This window comes from Companilactobacillus nodensis DSM 19682 = JCM 14932 = NBRC 107160, assembly GCF_000615905.1.
Lineage (GTDB): Bacteria > Bacillota > Bacilli > Lactobacillales > Lactobacillaceae > Companilactobacillus > Companilactobacillus nodensis.
Genome location: NZ_BAMN01000010.1, coordinates 11,641 through 30,369 on the forward strand (window position 1 = coordinate 11,641; position 18,729 = coordinate 30,369).

The window sequence follows — 18,729 nt, forward strand, 5'->3', positions numbered from 1 at the left end:
ATGAAAACTTTAAACAAGAATATTTTCAGAGAGTTCAAATTTTCGATTGCACGATTTGTATCAATTACTACCCTACTCTCTTTAGGTGTGTTCATTTTAATTGGTCTGAAGGTAACCGGTAATGACATGCGATCAACTGCCAGCCATTATTACGAATCACATAAAATGGCAGATGCAGTTGTTAAAAGTAATGCTGATATTTCAGTCTCTAATCAGAAAAAACTAAAAAATCTTGATCACGTCAAGACCATTGAATTTACCAAGAGTCTTGATGGATTAATTGCCGGTTCTAACACGAGCATTAGAGTTCAAGCGAAGACTTCTCAACTATCGACTTACCAGGTGACTTCCGGCAAACTACCCAAAAGGTCAAATGAAATCGCCTTAAGCAAAACTGAACATGGTAAATATAAAATTGGCGATTACATAAGTTTGAAGAATAAAAGTAATAAAAATATTTCTGGATTCAAAAACTCTAAATATAAAATTGTTGGTTTCGTTACCTCGTCCGATTATCTACTCAAACAGAATTTAGGAACAACATCAGTCGGAACTGGACAAATAGATACCTACGCAGTTGTATCGAAGTCAGCATTTACCTCCGATACCCCTACTACGGCCTTGATCAATTATGACAATCTTAAAGGTTCTAGCTATTCTGATCGCTACGAGAAACAAGTCGAACAGAACGTCGCAAATTCTGAATCTAAAATTCAAAAACTCGTCGAAAACCGTAAACAGAAAATTATTGATAAGTCCTATACAAAAATTGATACACAATTACCGATCTTACAAAAAATGTACGGCGACAAGGCCACTTTAATAATCACAAAGGAAAAGACACGAGTTAGTACAAAGACCAATGCACTAAAATATCAAATTCAATCAAGAAATGATTACAATGCGGGATACAATCAATTCGGCGAAGACGCCAAAAGAATCGATGTACTTTCGAATACATTTCCCATCATCTTCTTTGCCGTGGCTATTTTAGTAGTTCTACTCACAATGTCTCGCATGGGAGAAGAAAAACGTATCGAATTAGGAACTCTTCGTGCATTAGGGTATACGAAATATGACACTATGAAAGTATTTTTATCGTATGGACTGCTTGCCAGTATCATTGGTACATCAATTGGTGCCTGGTTTGGTACTACTTTCTTACCTAAAAAAATATTTGCTGCCTATGCGGCAAACTTCGTAATCCCTAATTTCCAAACTCCAGTATCTTGGAAGTGGATCATTATTTCACTCGTAATAACTATTATTTGTACAGTATTACCAGCTGTCTACGTTGCCGGTAGCTCACTTAAAGAGAAACCAGCGACACTTATGCTTCCAAAACCTCCAAAGACTGGCTCCAAAATACTATTGGAGCGCATACCATTTATTTGGGAAAAATTATCATTCAATTACAAAGTTACGTTGCGTAATTTGTTTAGGTACAAATTCAAATCATGCATGACCATTATTGGTGTCATGGGATGTACTGCTCTGCTAATAACTGGATTTGGAATCAAGGACTCTTTGAATAATATCGTAACTACACAATACAAGGACATTATTCATTATGATTTGATAGGAATGTACAATCCTACTGATACAACCAAGAACATTGATGCATACAAGAACAGGATTTCTGGTATCAAAAGAATCAACAGTAAAACTACAATTTACTACGAGAATGTTACATCAAAAACTTCTGCCATGAACAATAATCAACAGATTTCATTGATTGTTCCAAAAGACAAAAATCAATTTAGCAAATACGTCACTCTCCGTGATCCAAACACACACAATAAGATAAGACTATCAAGTGATGGCGTAGTTATCACACAAAAACTTGCTAAAATAATGCATGTCTCAGTTGGAGACAAAATAACGATCAAAACTTCTACTGGCCAAAAACATCGATTAAGAATTTCCGCAATCACCGAAATGTACGCCGGTCATAATATTTATATGAACGCCAATTATTATCAAAAGATCTTCAACGAATCGCTAACCTATAATTCTATCATGATGAAACTCAACAATCGTTCAGGCAAAAATATAGATAACATTTCACGTCAATTAACAAAACAACATGCATCTGTAACAGTCGTTCAATCTGACGATGCCAAAGAAACCATCAATAATATTCTAAACGGTTTAAATAACTTAGTTCTTATTATTATCGTTGCGGCATCACTATTAGCATTCGTAGTATTATTCACTTTAACGAATATCAACGTTTCCGAACGTATACGTGAGTTATCAACTATCAAAGTTCTTGGATTCTATCCGATGGAAGTAGTCATGTACATTTATCGAGAGACGTTCATTCTAACTTTACTTGGTATAATTTTCGGATTTGCAGGCGGAAGCTGGCTTCACAACTACATCATGCAGACTCTACCACCAGAAACGGCCATGGCTGATATGACACTATTTTGGACCAACTTCACCCTTTCAGGAATCATGACGGTTGCCTTCTCCATCATTGTTATGATATTCATGGCTCGTAAAATTAGTAAAGTCGACATGCTTGGAGCATTGAAATCTGTAGATTAATTGACCAGCTTCGAATAATTTAAGTTATGTAACCTTATAATAACAAAAAAGGAAAGCTTCAGCTTTCCTTCAAATAATCGTATATTCTAGAATCATGAAAATAAACATAAACGCCTCTAACTCCACGCTTCAATAATACATTGATGGAATTAAGAATGATTGTCTTCTTAGCCTCATCAATATTATCAATATCATTCTCGTGTCGTTTCTTGAATGCTTCCTGATCTTCATACGCATTAGTGTTTATCCTGATTCGACCATCCCCTGCATATTCGACCGATGGACCAATGATCACTGCCACATAATTAAGATCAAATCCTTGAACCGTATAGATTGATCCTATCTCATTGATAGTGGAGTCTTTCTGAGCCCAAGTTACACGGTCATAATTATACTGATCCCAAGGTAAATGAAAGTCACCCTCATTAACGTAGTGCTTTTTGCCATCCAAAGTTGATGGATAATCTGCTGTTGCGACGATTCTAGACTTTGTGTATTTATCATTGTCATGACACAATTGCCGGTACATCTTTTCAGCATCTTGATAAATTCTAAAATCATAATTCTGATTAGAGCCATCAAGGTATTCCACTTTTTTAGAGTCAATCGGATCAAGCTTTAAACTCTTTGTTAGGTCATTGATCCAATTAATCACTGAACGAGGCGCCTGCATCCGCATCTGAACACGCAAAGTTTCGAGTTTGTATTGCAGCTTGAATCGTGTAACCAAATTATCGATCACATGCTGTGACCAATAGCTCTTCAACTTCAAAACTTGTCGTTCATCATAAACGATCACAACCACCTTAGCCAATTTGATAATTTCTTCCAATTGGTTGTGCTGCTCAAAATTATTATATCGGTCAGCCTCACTCAACAATAGATGAGCTTCATCGATCACAACCACATCAGCAGTTTTGTTATCTTTATTCATTCGATTGATAAATGTTGTCGGACGTAAAAACCTATTCTTACGTAGTTCCGAAAAATCACCTGCATTATCCTGATAGACTTTTAGCAACTCCGGATGATTTACTAAAAAATAATTGTCCGTCGAATCCTGCTTGGAATCACTTTCTATATTCAAGAACAACTGAGTTAATATAACACTTTTGCCTGTACCGGCATCCCCGTTTAATTGGAATAATCCTTTGGTATTGTTTTTCAAATTCGTATGACAAAAATCTAAAATCTCATTAAAAACATCTTGCTGCTCAGCGGTAAGATGTTTATTTGGTAAAACTGAATCTAACATAATATCTCCTAACAAAAATAGCACACCCAGAGGTGTGCCAAAAATCAATTATTCGTCACTCTTCAAAACACCACCAACAGCGTAGTGTTCCTTTTCCATTTCATTCAAAACAACATGAACGTGTTCTGCAGGTGCACCAGTGTTTTTAACAATAGCGTCTGTAACGTCCTTTACCATACCTTTTAATTGTTCAGGACTACGTCCGGCAATAAGGTCGATGTGTACTAATGGCATAATAATTCTCCTTTAATAGATATTTAATATGTTTAAATTATATACTTTTCATAATTCGTTGGAAACAAATAAGTTAATTGAAACTAGTTACTAGCATAATCAGAATATGCTTGAGTTAAATCATCATCAAGCATTATGTCATGTCCACTATATATTTTCCCAGACGATGTAATACCGATGTTTTTACCTGTGTCACTAACTTCATTTCCTTCTTCAGCGAACGAATAGTATATTCTGTAAACCATTGGTACATTCTTTTTCTCTCCGCCAAAACTTTCTAAAACTGGAAGTGTTCCACCTTCATCTGATTCCATTGCATGAAAGTTAGAAGTATCATCATCTTTTTGATAATAATCTGTCAACCAATCAACAAAGTCTTCTTTAGTTGGAAATACTTCTTTTACACTTCCACCATTTGAATCACTCTCAGATCCCTTATGCATCTGAGAATCAAAAGTAGAAACAGCATAACTACTGATATAGTCATCATACTTAGGTTGGCTCTGTGAAGCGTCATTTGGATAGCTATCTTCCATTGTCCAACTAGTAAAACCACTACCAACTAACGTCAAAGTATTATTCACATATTTCAACTTAAGAGTTTTACCAGCTAATGGCTTACCAGATTTTTGATATTCAAATCCACCCAAGCTCATCAAATCACCATAATAAGAATTCGATTGACTAGATACATTTAACGTCATAATTCGTGTGCTTGAATCATACGAATAAGTACCTTCAAATACTGCCATCACGGCTGAATCTTTGGAACTGTTATTTGGATCTTGGTAACCATATCTCCAGATAAAATTGCTACCCTTGAAAGCAATGGCGTTCATTGGCGTGTCCATACCATTAGAAGTGAATCCATGATTAGAGAACTTACCATATGAACTATTGTACTTACTCATTTCACTTTGATAATGCTTGCGATAATTAACCGTCTTCTTGTCAGTAGGATAAAGTTTGACATTATTAACTGTTCCCAGCAGATACGTTTCTTTATTCTTAATCTTAATAGCATGATCTTCCGCAGCATTCAAAGTATTACCTTCCCTTTGAACAATACTTATTGGAGCTTCACCATTCGACAAATCATAATCACTGGCAAATCTTTCTTCAGTAACACTGACAATATTCATTGTTATATCGCCATTCTTGGCAATGGTATATGTTCCTCGTTCAGTGAATCTTCCTGAAAATCCGTTTGAACTAATAATATCTTGAACGAAATGGCCATCCTTGTCAAAGTACATTGAATACTTGTAATCAGGGTCTTTTGAAGATCCATCACCATTATGTGTACCTTTAAAATTATGGCCTTTAATAACTATTTTTTTAACTGCGTTTTCTGTGTTGTTAGAACTAGCAGTATTTTGAGAATTATTACCACATCCAGCTAAAATCAGTCCAAAAAACAACACAACACTAAAAATTCTAATTAATCGTTTCATGCTTTCCCCTTAATAATTCAGTGCGTCTTTATGTTCCTTAAAATCTCTTTATTAATCGTAATACAACATGAAAAAGAGCTCTAACTCGAATAGAGCTCTTTTAATTTATGATAATCCTCTCTAATTAGCACTTAAGGTATTCACACCATTTTTAGTATATGGAATAGTGAATACTTCACCAGCAAATTGAATTGGTCCGGTCCAAGTCTCTTCTCCTGGAACAACCGTATAACCACTTAGTTTTGGTGCATCAATTGTAATATTAGAATTCAACATGACATTACGTGCTTCTGTTTTTATTATGTAACTGTCATTTGTATTAGTTGAACGCTTCAAATAATCAATTCTAATTGTTACCATACCATTTTTTGCGACCTGTGATCCTTCGCCATCTTTAGTATAAGGAATAGTAAATGTTTCACCGTCAAACTGAACTGGCCCAGTCCATGTTTCCTCACCTGGAACAACTGTATATCCGTCAAACTTAAGTGCATTAATTGTTACAGTTGAATTCAATTTAACGCGACGTGTTTCTGACTTGATAATAAATGAATTATTTGTATTAGTTGAACGTTTCAAATAATTAATTTTAATTGTTACCACGCCATCCTGATTGGTTGGTGTACTTGCAGTATTCCCAGACAATGTAGAATCACTAGCCTTCAAATACTCATTAGTAGCAACTTGGTACATAGTCTCTCCATTAATATTAATAATTTTACCAACTCTCCATGGAGTATTGGCCATCAATCCCCTGTTTCTAACCTGGTTACCAGCTTTGGTATAAATAAATGTAACTGGTACGTTCTTAGTAGTTGCTACACCTGATGCCTCAGCATCTTTTGACAAAACTGAACTTGTTGCAAATGCGGCTAGAGCTAGTCCTGACACTACTAATGAATTTCTTAATAATGATTTCATAAATAATCCCCCTATTAATTAATGATATAACTGATAAATATAAACACATTTAGTGGCAATAATGCCTACTGACCCCCACAAAAAAAGTGCCGGTATTATTGTTATTTCACAGTCAATACCAACACTTGTTATGCACATTCATCACATTTACATCCGGCAGTATATACCATTTTTTTAATATAATAAGTATAAACCTAGCTAATATAAAATTGAAGTCTCATTTCAAAAAAAGAGGTAATTGCCTAGTTACAGCAATTACCTCTTCAAACGATTAATTATTTTTACTATCATTATTCAACTTAATAATTTCAAGGATAACATCAACAGCTTTTTCCATTGATTCTTCAGCTACATATTCGTAGCGTCCGTGCATATTCTCTCCACCAGCAAACAAGTTAGGTGTTGGTAAGCCCATGAATGAGATGGTTGAACCATCAGTACCACCACGAACTGGTTCTTCATCAGGTGTGATACCTAAGTTCTTCAATGCTTCTTCAGCAATCTTAACAACATCCATGTGATCCTTGATAACATCGATCATATTGTAATATTCATCGTGCATATCAAGTCTGACAGTACCTTCGCCATACTTATCATTTAGAGCTTTGGCAATTTCAGTTGCCTTGTTCTTACGTGCTTCCAAACCATCACGATCAAAGTCACGAATAATATAATCCATATAGGCATTGTCAACAGTACCCTTCAATTCAAGCAAGTGGAAGAATCCTTGACGACCATCAGTCTTTTCAGGAACTTCATCATCAGGTAATGCTGTTTGGAATTCAGTTGCGATATTAACTGCATTGATCATGATATCCTTAGCAGAACCAGGGTGAACATCCTTACCAGTAATATAAACTTTCAGACTAGCAGCACTGAATGTTTCATATTCAAGTTGTCCAACGGGACCACCATCAACGGTATAAGCGAAGTCAGCACCGAAGTCGTCAACATCAAACTTAAGTGATCCTGTACCGATTTCTTCATCAGGTCCAAGACCAATCTTAACCTTACCGTACTTTACTTCTGGGTGATTGATCAAGTATTCCATTGCAGTGATGATCTCTGTAACACCAGACTTGTCATCTGATCCTAACAAAGTGTCACCACTAGTTGTAATAAGTGTTTGACCAGCATAATTTTTTAGTGATGAGAATACTGCGGGATCAAGTGTATACTTGCCATCATCGTCAAGCTTAATAACACTCTTGCCATCGTAATTCTCAACAATCTTTGGTTTGATGTTTTCAGAATTAAAATCAGCAGTATCAACATGAGAAATTAAACCAAGAACTGGGACATCATGATCTAAGTTTGATGGAAGTTCAGCGGTCAAGTATGAATTAACCGGATTGATTTTTACATCACTCATACCGATTTCTTTTAGCTCATCAGCTAACTTGTTCAAAAAGACTGTTTGTCTTTCTGTAGAAGGAATCGTATTTGAATTCTCATCAGAACGAGTATTCTCTTTCACATAACCCAAGAAACGTGGTACTAATTTTTCGTATTTAATTGCCATTTCCACACACTCCCTAAATAAAATTATATGGTTCTGTATCTACTTCTGATTGTACTATATCTACGTCCCAATGATTACTATTTTTCCAATCATTAAGTAAATTAGCCATTTTTTCGATAAAAATTGCTTCAATATGGTGTCCTGGATCAACAACGTTCAATCCAGCTGACATCATATCGTGGGCAGTATGATAATAGACATCACCAGTAATAAATGTATCAGCACCAGATTTTAATACTTCGGGATAAAACTTTCCAGCATCTCCACCGATCAACGCAACCTTTTTTACAGGTTGTCCTAATTCAGATTTGACATATCTAAGGTTATGCAAGTTATAAGCATCACGAACTTTTTTTGCAAAATCAAGCAAGTCCATAGCTTCTGGTAGCTCGCCTACTCTACCGATTGAATAATCGTCATCGGGGTCCAGATAATGGACGTTCTCAAGTTCAAGTTTTTCCATTAACCAATCGTTCATACCACCATGAGCTTTGTCCATGTTAGTATGTGATGCATTCACAGCAATATTATGAGACAACAGATCAGCGTACATCTTGTTTTGAGCTGAGTTCAAGTCAAGATTCTTAGCTGGTCTGAACATAATTGGATGATGAGCTAGGATCAAGTCGATGTTCTTGTCGATTGCCTCTTGAACGACCTTAGGTCTAACATCTAAAGTTGTCATGATGCGATGAACTTCTTGATTACGATCACCGATTTGGAATCCCGTTGGATCACCATCCATTTTGATTGATAGTGGTGCATATTCTTCTACCTGATTGATAACGTCTTGAACTTTAACCATTATAAGATCTCCTCAACATACTTAATATATTGTTGCATCTTACTTATTTTTGCTTCGTCAATTTGCTTAGCATTATGCATATTAGCAACAGCCTTCTGATAACCATTAAGCTTGCGTTGCCATTTGTTGACAAAGGCTTCTGACTTCTTGGACATAAGTATCGGACCCATCAAAAATTGAGCTTCAGTTAAATCATTAACTGAGTTCTTTTTTTGTGCCTTGATAATCTCATAATCATGATGATCTTCTGACAAAATATCTTCGTCAATGATTTCAAAATCATGTTCAATCAACCAATGACGAACGAGTGGTTCGCCAATATTGGGTTGTAGGATCAAGGTTTGTACGTTCGCCAATTGTTCTTCAGTTGCACGCGACAAAATATCACATATCAAAATACCACCCATTCCAGCGATAGTAACTGTATCAATCTGATCAGTACCATTGATAACAGCTAATCCATCACCCAAACGGACATCGATTTTGTCACTTAAACCAAACTTCTCAACGTCAGCTTTGGAGCGAGACATTGGTCCCACGGCAACTTCCCCAGCAATCGCATAATTAATGACTCCTGTTTCAGTCAGTTCGACTGGTAAGTATGCGTGGTCAGAACCAATATCCGCCACTCTAGTTCCAGCGTCTACCATTTGGTAAACGGCTTGTAATCTTTTTGATAGTAAAGTCACATTAACCTCTATTCTGCAGTCTTCTTGTCTAAGTCTGTCATGTATTCACGTGTCATAGGTAATGATGATCCACTAGGACCGTTTGTAAGTAAGAATTGAATTACATCGATATTACCACTTTCAAATGATGCAGCACAAGCTTGTAGATAGATATCCCACATACGGACAAATCTTTCGCCGTACATATCCTCAACTTTGTCTTCAACCTTCAGGAAGTTACGGTGCCAAATTTCAACAGTCTTTTGATAATGACGACGTAATGGTTCGATATCATCGATTTGTAACTTGGCATCCATAATATGACCGACATTTTCTTTAATATCAGGAATGTAGCCACCTGGGAAAATGTACTTAACAAGCCATGGATCAACGCCCAAGCCTTCGTGTTGACCAGTAATACCATGGATCAAGGCAGTACCGTTTGGCTTCAATAAGTTCTTGATTTGCTTGAAGTAGTTTTCAAGGTGAGTTTCACCAACGTGTTCAAACATACCCACAGAAACAACATGATCGAATTTTTCATCGATTTCACGGTAATCTTCAAGAATAACTTCCATTTGGTCACTTAAGTTTTCTTCTTGGATCTTGTTGTTAACATAGTCATATTGTTCTTGACTAAGCGTTACACCTTTAGCTTTCATACCGTATTCTTTAGCAGCGGTGAACATCATAGTACCCCAGCCACAGCCGACATCAATGATAGTCTCGCCTGGTTTGGTATTCAGCTTGTTCAAGATATGATGTACCTTGTTCATTTGAGCTTGTTCCAAAGTATCCTCTGGCGTACGGAAGTATGCACATGAATAAGTCATAGTATCATCAAGCCATAATTTGTAGAAATCATTACCGATATCATAGTGTTCTTGAATTTCTTTTTTGTTACTTTCTTCACTATGACTGAACTTAGGAATGAACTTCTTTAATTTAACATTGGACATAAAACTCTCTGATTGAGTATAGGCGTTCATGATAAGTTTTTGAATTGAACCCTCAATTTCAATATCTTTATCCATGTATGCTTCACCTAAAGTAAGTGTGGCATGTTTAACAACCTCGGAAATTGGAACCTTAGTATTAAACTTAATTGTTATGTCAGACTTTCCTTCTGAACCATAAGTTTTTTCCTTGCCATCCCAATAAACAACCTTGATAGGAATAGTAAAGGAATGAGAAAATATTTCATCGTAAATCTTTTTATCTAACATAAATTTGAAACCTCCATAAATGTAGCTATATTATATGGTAACGCAAATGTTGAAAAAACATAACAGTAAAGTATTATATTTTCAGAAAAAAAGTAATAAAAAGAGAACAACAATTTTGTTTGTTGTTCTCTAATAATTAATATCGAGTTTTATTCCAAGAAATCCTTCAATTGCTTAGATCTTGAAGGGTGACGGAGCTTTCTAAGAGCCTTGGCTTCGATTTGACGAATACGTTCACGAGTAACGCCAAATACCTTACCAACTTCTTCCAAAGTTCTAGTTCTACCATCATCAAGACCAAAACGTAGACGAAGTACGTTTTCTTCACGATCTGTCAAAGTATCCAACACGTTTTCGAGTTGTTCCTTCAATAGTTCATATGAAGCATGATCCTCAGGACTTGTAGCATCGGAATCTTCAATGAAGTCACCTAGGTGTGAGTCGTCCTCTTCACCAATAGGTGTTTCCAATGAAACAGGTTCTTGAGCAATCTTCAAGATGTCACGGACCTTACCAGTAGGCATGTCCATTTCAGCACCAATTTCTTCTGGCAATGGCTCACGACCAAGGTCTTGAAGTAATTGACGTTGAATACGGATCAACTTGTTGATTGTTTCGACCATATGTACAGGGATACGAATTGTACGGGCTTGGTCAGCAATAGCACGCGTAATAGCCTGTCTGATCCACCATGTTGCATAAGTAGAAAACTTAAATCCTAAACGGTAATCGAATTTTTCGACTGCCTTCATTAGACCCATGTTACCTTCTTGAATCAAATCAAGAAATTGCATACCACGTCCAACATATCTCTTAGCAATAGAAACAACCAAACGAAGGTTAGCTTCGGCTAGACTTTGTTTAGCTTCTTCATCACCTTGTTCGATCTTCAAAGCAAGATCAACTTCTTGTTGAGCATTAAGCAATGGAACACGGCCAATTTCCTTCAAATACATACGTACTGGATCATTAACTTTGATATCTGTTGGTGCAGTAGTGTCGTTCTTCTTTTTAGAGCTCTTTTCTTCTTCCTTCTTTTCTTTCAAAAGAGAAAGCTTACTTGGATTACCCTTTTTGTCAACAACACCAATACCTTGGTCTTCAAGCTCACTGATGAAGTTAGTTAGAGCTTCACCCTTAAGTTTGTAAGGTTTGATAATTTTTTCTTGTAGATCATCTTCGGTAATTGAACCTGTCTTTTTAAGATCCTTAACAAGTTTCTTTGTTGCAGCTTTTAGTTCTTTTGATACTGTTGTTTTTTTAGTTGCCATGTATTTTCCTCCAGTATGCTTTAATTACTTAACAATCTTCGAACATCAATCAATTGCTTTGTCAGTTCTAATTGTAATTTACTGTCACCTACCATTGCTGCTTCTTTCAATCGACGATTAATATCTGTGACCTTAACTTCAAGGCCAGAGTTATTAATGTTATTGATATAATCATCAATCTCTTGATCACTATACTCCACGGGCATTGGCATCATCTCCAATTCTGCTAAAAGATTCTTTTGATCATTATCCAGAACATTCATGAAATCGGAAATATTGATCTCTTCATCATTGCTTTCTTCTTGTTCAGAATACGATAACAGTGAATTGAAGAGGTCTTGGTAATTAGCATGGACAAATTCAAATCCGCTTCCCTTCAGATTGATTCTTACCTCCGGGAAGTTAATTGCCCAATAAATCAGACAGCGTTCAGACTTTTCGATTCGATCATAATTCGAACGAACAGTTGCGGTAACTTTCTCGAGTGCTGCTTGCTGAACATTCTTATTATTATTTGCAGGGCGCTTGATCGCCATCTTTCGACGCAAAGTATCAAGTTCCTTATTGATGGCTTCCTTAGAAACACCCATTTCATCGGCAATCTTACCGACATACATGTCAATCTCAACGGGTGACTGTAACTTAACAATCTCATTCAACGAACGATTGAGGAACTCGATCTGGTCATGCTCATTATTGAGATTATAGTTTCTGCGGAAATAGTTTAAGATGAACGACATTGGTGTTTGTACGCCATTTTCAACCAAATTCTTAAACTTATCGGCGCCATCACTTCGAATATACTCATCTGGATCTTTTTGATTTGGAACACTGATTACTCCATAAGAGAAACGGTCGTCATTCAACTGCGTCAGCGCTCGATAAGTCGCCTCAACACCAGGATCATCCCCGTCATAACAGACGTTGATTTGGTTAGTTAAGCGACTTAACGTATAGAGTTGTTGATCAGTCAAACTTGTACCCATTGACGCTACACCGTTGGTAACTCCAGCTTTATATGCACTGATAACATCCATAAAGCCTTCAAATAAAATTACACTTTTATTATCACGAATGGCTTTTTTTGCGTTACTTAAATTAAACAGTGCTTTGCTCTTGTTAAAGATAGGCGTCTCAGGACTGTTCATGTACTTAGCAGTACCCTCTGACTTATTCAAGATTCTACCTGAAAAGGCGATAATATTACCAGCCTCATCAGTTATCGGTACCATCACTCGATCTCTAAAACGATCAAATAATTCACCTTCCTGATTTTCAGCGAACAAACCTGACTTTCTCAGGGTTGAATCATCGATCTTACGATCTTTGAAGAATTGAAGCAAGAGATTTGAATTATTCGGCGCATAACCGAGATCAAAGGTCTCAATGAGACCATTATCCAAGTCACGTCCATTCAAATACTTTAGTGCTGGTGTACCATTCTCAGTTTTTAAGAGAATGTGACTGTAAAGCTTGGCAGCTTCTGAATACATTTTTATCAAAACTTGGCTGTCAGAATTTTGATAATTCTCGTTACTTGCTTGGTATTGGTCAGGAATCGGAATGTTGCCCATCTGAGCAACTTCTACTACAGATTCAGGGAAGGTTTTGCTTTCCATTTCCATAATAAACTTGAAGACATTCCCACCACGACCACAACTAAAGCAATGGAAAATTTGTTTATCTTCCGCAACTGAAAAAGATGGTGTTCTCTCCTCATGGAAAGGACACAATCCAAACAAGTTTTTACCTGATTTTTTCAGTTGTACATACTTACTAATAACATCTACAATGTTAGTTTTTGAGGTAACTTCATCAATAAATTCCTGCGGAATCCGAGTTGCCATGGCTGTCACCTCCTCAAAGATATCTGTAAAAACAGTGAACTATAATTTACCATATTGTCACCGCAATTACAAATATTTCGATTACTTAACTACAATTTTAGACAAATCTCCCAATTTTGCAATTAAATGGTTTGCGATTACCAATTGAGTGAGGCGATTGTTCTTGATCTTCTCATCTTTTGCCATGATCATGTTTTCGTCAAAATAGCTATCAATAGCTGGTTTCAATGATGCTAATTCACCATATAGTGCTTCAGCATCTGTTTCATCAGCACTGATAATTGTTTTAACTTGATCATTCAATGTTGATTCTGAAGGATTCTCGAACAATGATTCGTCAAGCTTGAGATCATCACTGTAACCAAACTTGGCTTTCTTAGATAAGTTAACTACACGACCAAGCGCTTCAACAACTGACTTGAAATCATCATCCAATACATGAGCTTGTAATACCTTGGCAGTATCAATCATCATAATTGGATCGATAGTTGAACCCGCAGTAACGGCATCAACAATATCATTTCTAACTTCTGTTGTTCCGAGTAATTGACGAACACGGTCAACCATGAATTGATTGATATCCTTAACATGTGCTGATAAATCTAACTTCTCAGGTACAGTTAAGTTTGCCTTCAAGTAATCTTGCAAATCATTCAAGTTCAATGACCATTGATACTTGTCAAGAATTCTTACGATACCATAAGCTTGACGACGCAATGCGTATGGATCATTTGAACCACTAGGAATCAAGTCAACTGCATAGAATGTAACAAGTGAATCGATCTTGTCAGCAATGGCTAAAGTTGCACCAACCTTTGATGCTGGTAAATCACCTTCGGCTGAGATAGGCATGTAGTGTTCCTTAACTGCTGCAGCAACTGCATCATCTTCACCCATCAAGCTAGCATATTTCTCACCCATGACACCTTGTAGTTCTGGGAATTCATCAACCATACTTGTAACAAGGTCGAACTTATAAATATCACTAGCACGGAGAACATCAGTTGTTTCTGTGTCTGATAATCCGAATAACTTAGCTAAGTGTTCAGCAATTTGATGTACACGAGCCATCTTTTCGTACATAGTACCGATCTTAACGTGGAAGTTAACCGTCTTAAGTTTGTTGACATAATCAGCAATTGACTTCTTTTGGTCTTCTTTATAGAAGAAATCTGCATCTTCCAATCTGGCAACAAGAACTTTTTCGTTACCTTGGATAACGTTCTCGATGTGTTCTGAATTACCGTTTCTAACACCAATGAAGTAAGGTTCTAGCTTACCTTCATGATTTCTAACGTAGAAATATCTTTGGTTATCTTTCATCGAAGTGATCAATACTTCTTCAGGAATCTCCAAGTATTTCTTATCAAATGAACCATAGAATGTTGTTGGGAATTCAACTAAGTTATTAACTTCTTCAAGCAAATCTGGGTCAACATCGATAACCCAATCTTTGTCATTAGCGATTGTTTCAATTTGATTAGAGATCAAATCTTTACGTTCTTTGGCATCAACGATAACAAATTGTGAACGTAATTTTTCAACATAGTTTGTAGCTTCGTCGATTTCAACATCTTCACCTAAGAAACGGTGACCACGTGTCATACGACCAGACTTGATATCCAAGATCTGTAATGGAACTTCTTCATTATTTAATAGTGATACTAACCAGTGAATTGGACGGATATATTCAAAGTCATATGAAGCCCAGTGCATTCTAGTTGGGAATGTAAGTGATTTTATAACTTCTGTAATATCAGTTAGAACATCTTCAACTTTTTTACCATCTTCATGTTTTTGAATATAAGCATATTCTGTACCCTTCAAATCTTCAAAGAAGATATCATCAGGTGTCATCCCTTGTCCACGAGCGAACCCTTGGGCAGCTTTGGTCCAATTGCCATCAGCATCTTGAGCAATTTTTTTAGAAGGACCTTTGGCTTTAACATCAATATCAGTTTGCTTTTCAGCAATATCCTTAATGATGATTGCCAAACGTCTTGGAGTTGAATACTTTTCAATATTTGAGAATGAAATACGGTTTTCTTTGAGGAACTTGGCTGTCTTTTGTGCTAATTGATTAACACTGTTAGTTACAACGTGAGCAGGCATTTCTTCCAAACCGATTTCTAATAAATAATTTTTAGTCATTTTCATTCTCCTTTACTGCATCGCTATTTGCCAAAAGTGGGAAGCCACGCTTCTTGCGTTCTTCAACAAATGCTTTTGCAACTTTATGTGCCATCTTTCTAATACGTGATAGGAAGGCAGCTCTTTCGGTAACTGAAACCGCACCACGAGCATCCAACAAATTAAATGTGTGACTGCACTTCAAAATATAATCGTATGCTGGGTGAACTAATCCTAGATCCATCAAACGATTAGCTTCTTTTTCATATTCATCAAAGAACTTGAACAACATATCTTGGTTGCTTTCTTCAAATGAGTATTTTGAGTGTTCGTATTCTGGTTCCTTGAAGATATCGCCGTAAAGCACGCCGTCACCCCATTCAAGATCATAAACTGAGTTAACATCTTGAATATATGAAGCTAAACGTTCAACACCATAAGTGATTTCACTAGTTACAGGCTTGCAAGCTAGGCCACCAACTTGTTGGAAGTATGTGAATTGAGAAACTTCCATACCGTCAAGCCAAACTTCCCAACCAACACCGGCACAACCCATTGATGGGTTCTCCCAGTTATCTTCAACGAAACGAATATCGTGTTCTAGAGGTTCGATACCTAGTGCACGAAGTGAATCCAAGTAATATTCCTGGATATCCTCTGGAGCTGGTTTCATAACAACTTGGAATTGGTGGTGTTGATATAAACGGTTAGGGTTCTCACCATAACGACCATCAGCTGGACGTCTTGATGGTTCAACGTATGCAGCGTTCCAAGGTTCAGGTCCGATTGCACGTAAGAATGTGTATGGACTCATTGTTCCAGCACCCTTTTCAGTATCGTAAGCTTGCATCAACATGCAGCCCTTATCACCCCAGAACTTCTGAAGTTTCAAAATCATATTTTGTACATTTAATTTTTTTGCCATATTGTCTCCCTTCGGGTAAACGGTAAACACAAAAAATCCCTTGCAAGGTATAGTTATCTACCTAGCAAGGGACGAATGATTTCGCGGTTCCACCCTAATTCAGGACTTTAGTCCTGCTCTTTTATTCAAAAATTAAATTGTTGCTCGCCATCGAATCTGTAGCGGCTTTCACTATCCCGCATCGCTGTTTTCATAACTTCAATTATAGCAATTTAAAAATCATTGTCAATCGTATAAGCCGCGCTAAATATGCCACGTCTTCATGTCATCAATAAATTTCTTGCTCTTAGGATAATAGCCGACGGAACCTTCATAAATCGAATCAATCGCATGTTGGATCATATCCTTATTGTTCTCTTTGATCTCAATCTTGCCAATTTGATCAAGATTGATCTTAGAAAACAATCTTAAGAAATAAACTATCCGTTCAGAAATATGTAATCGGTGAATATCTGCATCAAAGTGCTTCGAACAAATTATTCCACCGAGAATGACTGAAAAATCAAATCTACCTTCTGTTTCACCACCAACTACACATGAATCCATGTTGGGAGCAACACCGAACACTTGCAACAGATGCATCTGCATGATATCAACGACCACTTGCGCATCGAAGCCGTTCTCAATATATAGCAATGCCTTAAACAGGCTGCGATACCATTCATCTGGCAACGGATCATCAATAAAAGCATTGTGGAATAGATCAAACAGAAATGTTGCATAAGCATTAAGCTCAATGTCCTTAATGATCTCATCAAACTGTTTGATGTTGCTGGCAGAATTAAGATATGACAATCCTTCATCCTTAATTACACCACTGTAATCACCGTAAGAAAAAGTAATAACCGATCCCGAGATCTTAGACTTAGACCCTTGAGTTCCTCGAACTAAGAAAGTTTTGAATCCATACTCTTTGGTCAGAATGGTCACTAAAGCGTCACGTTCTTTGTATCGTTGTCGTCTGACAACTATTCCAAAAAAGTTTGTTGCTGCAGTATGAGCCAACTATTTAATATCCTTAACCGAATATCCGGCTTGAGTTAGGAACAATGGATCATCACGCCAATTTTTCTTAACTCTGACCCAAAGCTTCAAGTTGATCTTCTCACCAAGTAAATGTTCGATCTTAATACGTGAACCGATACCAATGTTCTTCAACATGCTGCCGCCCTTACCAATAACGATCGGCTTCTGGCTATCACGTTCAACATAGATACTTGCCTCAACCTGTAACTTGCCGGCTGCAGTACGTTGATTCATTGATTCAACGATAACGGCAATTGAATGAGGAATCTCATCACGTGTATCTTCAAGAATCTTCTCACGGATCAATTCACCAACAATGAAGTATTCAGGGTGATCAGTGATTTGGTCGTCATCGTAATATTGAGGTCCGATTGGCAATGCCTTAGTCAAGGCATCGATCATTTCGTCAACATTATTACCATCAGTAGCACTGATAGGAATAACTTCTGCGAAGTCCATCAATTCAGAGTATTCACTGATCTGTGGTGCCATTTCGTCTGGATTGATCAAATCGATCTTGTTAAGAATCAAGAATACTGGTGCTTTAACATTCTTCAATTCATCAATGATAAATTTGTCACCAGGGCCAGCACTTTGTCCAGCTTCTGTCATGAATAATACAGCGTCGACTTCTTTAAGAGCTGAGATAGCTGCCTTATCCATATATTGATCCAAACCATTGTGTGGCTTGTGAATACCAGGTGTATCCAAGAAGATGATTTGGCGATCATCATCAGTATAGATACCTTGAATCTTGTTTCTAGTTGTTTGAGCCTTTGGTGAAGTAATCGCAATTTGTTCCTTGATGATGCGATTCATAAATGTTGACTTACCAACATTTGGACGTCCTACAATTGCGACGAATCCTGAACGAAAGTTTTTGTTATCCATA

15 protein-coding genes are annotated in these 18,729 nt (G+C 36.9%); 1 reads left to right on the forward strand and 14 read right to left on the reverse strand.

What is annotated here, in order from left to right:
* Positions 1 to 2,553 (forward strand): FtsX-like permease family protein, encoded by a 2,553-nt coding sequence (locus JCM14932_RS08270; protein ID WP_025024460.1) that lies wholly within the window; start codon positions 1 to 3, stop codon positions 2,551 to 2,553.
* Between the two features lie 58 nt (positions 2,554 to 2,611).
* Here JCM14932_RS08270 and JCM14932_RS08275 read toward each other — a convergent pair whose 3' ends face one another.
* From JCM14932_RS08275 to era, 14 genes are all read right to left on the reverse strand, one after another.
* Positions 2,612 to 3,808: a DUF2075 domain-containing protein gene (locus tag JCM14932_RS08275; protein ID WP_025024461.1), complete on the reverse strand. Its 1,197-nt coding sequence runs from the start codon at positions 3,806 to 3,808 to the stop codon at positions 2,612 to 2,614.
* A gap of 48 nt (positions 3,809 to 3,856) precedes the next feature.
* Positions 3,857 to 4,042, reverse strand: coding sequence for a 2-hydroxymuconate tautomerase (gene thmT, locus JCM14932_RS08280; RefSeq protein ID WP_025024462.1), 186 nt, complete (start codon positions 4,040 to 4,042; stop codon positions 3,857 to 3,859).
* 83 nt (positions 4,043 to 4,125) lie between these two features.
* Positions 4,126 to 5,496 carry a hypothetical protein gene (locus JCM14932_RS08285; protein WP_025024463.1) on the reverse strand — a complete coding sequence of 457 codons (1,371 nt, stop codon included), beginning with the start codon at positions 5,494 to 5,496 and terminating at the stop codon, positions 4,126 to 4,128.
* 120 nt (positions 5,497 to 5,616) lie between these two features.
* Positions 5,617 to 6,417 (reverse strand): SLAP domain-containing protein, encoded by an 801-nt coding sequence (locus tag JCM14932_RS08290; RefSeq protein ID WP_025024464.1) that lies wholly within the window; start codon positions 6,415 to 6,417, stop codon positions 5,617 to 5,619.
* 271 nt (positions 6,418 to 6,688) lie between these two features.
* Positions 6,689 to 7,939: a peptidase T gene (gene pepT, locus JCM14932_RS08295; RefSeq protein WP_025024465.1), complete on the reverse strand. Its 1,251-nt coding sequence runs from the start codon at positions 7,937 to 7,939 to the stop codon at positions 6,689 to 6,691.
* A 13-nt stretch (positions 7,940 to 7,952) separates the two neighbouring features.
* Positions 7,953 to 8,744 carry a Nif3-like dinuclear metal center hexameric protein gene (locus tag JCM14932_RS08300; RefSeq protein ID WP_025024466.1) on the reverse strand — a complete coding sequence of 264 codons (792 nt, stop codon included), beginning with the start codon at positions 8,742 to 8,744 and terminating at the stop codon, positions 7,953 to 7,955.
* Positions 8,744 to 9,433, reverse strand: coding sequence for a tRNA (adenine(22)-N(1))-methyltransferase (locus JCM14932_RS08305; RefSeq protein ID WP_025024467.1), 690 nt, complete (start codon positions 9,431 to 9,433; stop codon positions 8,744 to 8,746). The genes JCM14932_RS08300 and JCM14932_RS08305 overlap by 1 nt, the downstream gene beginning before the upstream one ends.
* An 8-nt stretch (positions 9,434 to 9,441) precedes the next feature.
* On the reverse strand, positions 9,442 to 10,638 hold the full coding sequence (locus JCM14932_RS08310) for an SAM-dependent methyltransferase (protein ID WP_025024468.1): 1,197 nt from the start codon (positions 10,636 to 10,638) through the stop codon (positions 9,442 to 9,444).
* Positions 10,639 to 10,787: 149 nt separating this feature from the next.
* Positions 10,788 to 11,909 (reverse strand): RNA polymerase sigma factor RpoD, encoded by a 1,122-nt coding sequence (gene rpoD / locus JCM14932_RS08315; protein WP_025024469.1) that lies wholly within the window; start codon positions 11,907 to 11,909, stop codon positions 10,788 to 10,790.
* A gap of 20 nt (positions 11,910 to 11,929) precedes the next feature.
* On the reverse strand, positions 11,930 to 13,756 hold the full coding sequence (gene dnaG / locus JCM14932_RS08320) for a DNA primase (protein WP_025024470.1): 1,827 nt from the start codon (positions 13,754 to 13,756) through the stop codon (positions 11,930 to 11,932).
* An 81-nt stretch (positions 13,757 to 13,837) separates the two neighbouring features.
* Positions 13,838 to 15,907: a glycine--tRNA ligase subunit beta gene (gene glyS / locus JCM14932_RS08325; RefSeq protein ID WP_025024471.1), complete on the reverse strand. Its 2,070-nt coding sequence runs from the start codon at positions 15,905 to 15,907 to the stop codon at positions 13,838 to 13,840.
* Complete coding sequence (glyQ, locus tag JCM14932_RS08330; protein ID WP_025024472.1) at positions 15,900 to 16,811, reverse strand: glycine--tRNA ligase subunit alpha; 912 nt, start codon at positions 16,809 to 16,811, stop codon at positions 15,900 to 15,902. Before glyQ ends, glyS begins: the two co-directional genes overlap by 8 nt.
* 243 nt (positions 16,812 to 17,054) lie before the next feature.
* Entirely contained in the window at positions 17,055 to 17,816 is a 762-nt protein-coding gene (gene recO, locus JCM14932_RS08335) for a DNA repair protein RecO (protein ID WP_025024473.1), read from the reverse strand.
* Positions 17,817 to 18,728 carry a GTPase Era gene (gene era / locus JCM14932_RS08340; protein WP_025024474.1) on the reverse strand — a complete coding sequence of 304 codons (912 nt, stop codon included), beginning with the start codon at positions 18,726 to 18,728 and terminating at the stop codon, positions 17,817 to 17,819.
* Position 18,729 lies beyond the last annotated feature (1 nt).

Coding starts and splice junctions, on each gene's coding strand:
- era (WP_025024474.1), bottom strand. CDS start 18,728: ATGGATAACAAAAACTTTCGTTCAGGATTCGTCGCAATTGTAGGACGT.
- pepT (WP_025024465.1), bottom strand. CDS start 7,939: ATGGCAATTAAATACGAAAAATTAGTACCACGTTTCTTGGGTTATGTG.
- JCM14932_RS08275 (WP_025024461.1), bottom strand. CDS start 3,808: ATGTTAGATTCAGTTTTACCAAATAAACATCTTACCGCTGAGCAGCAA.
- JCM14932_RS08310 (WP_025024468.1), bottom strand. CDS start 10,638: ATGTTAGATAAAAAGATTTACGATGAAATATTTTCTCATTCCTTTACT.
- glyS (WP_025024471.1), bottom strand. CDS start 15,907: ATGACTAAAAATTATTTATTAGAAATCGGTTTGGAAGAAATGCCTGCT.
- JCM14932_RS08290 (WP_025024464.1), bottom strand. CDS start 6,417: ATGAAATCATTATTAAGAAATTCATTAGTAGTGTCAGGACTAGCTCTA.
- glyQ (WP_025024472.1), bottom strand. CDS start 16,811: ATGGCAAAAAAATTAAATGTACAAAATATGATTTTGAAACTTCAGAAG.
- JCM14932_RS08300 (WP_025024466.1), bottom strand. CDS start 8,744: ATGGTTAAAGTTCAAGACGTTATCAATCAGGTAGAAGAATATGCACCA.
- JCM14932_RS08270 (WP_025024460.1), top strand. CDS start 1: ATGAAAACTTTAAACAAGAATATTTTCAGAGAGTTCAAATTTTCGATT.
- dnaG (WP_025024470.1), bottom strand. CDS start 13,756: ATGGCAACTCGGATTCCGCAGGAATTTATTGATGAAGTTACCTCAAAA.
- JCM14932_RS08285 (WP_025024463.1), bottom strand. CDS start 5,496: ATGAAACGATTAATTAGAATTTTTAGTGTTGTGTTGTTTTTTGGACTG.
- thmT (WP_025024462.1), bottom strand. CDS start 4,042: ATGCCATTAGTACACATCGACCTTATTGCCGGACGTAGTCCTGAACAA.
- rpoD (WP_025024469.1), bottom strand. CDS start 11,909: ATGGCAACTAAAAAAACAACAGTATCAAAAGAACTAAAAGCTGCAACA.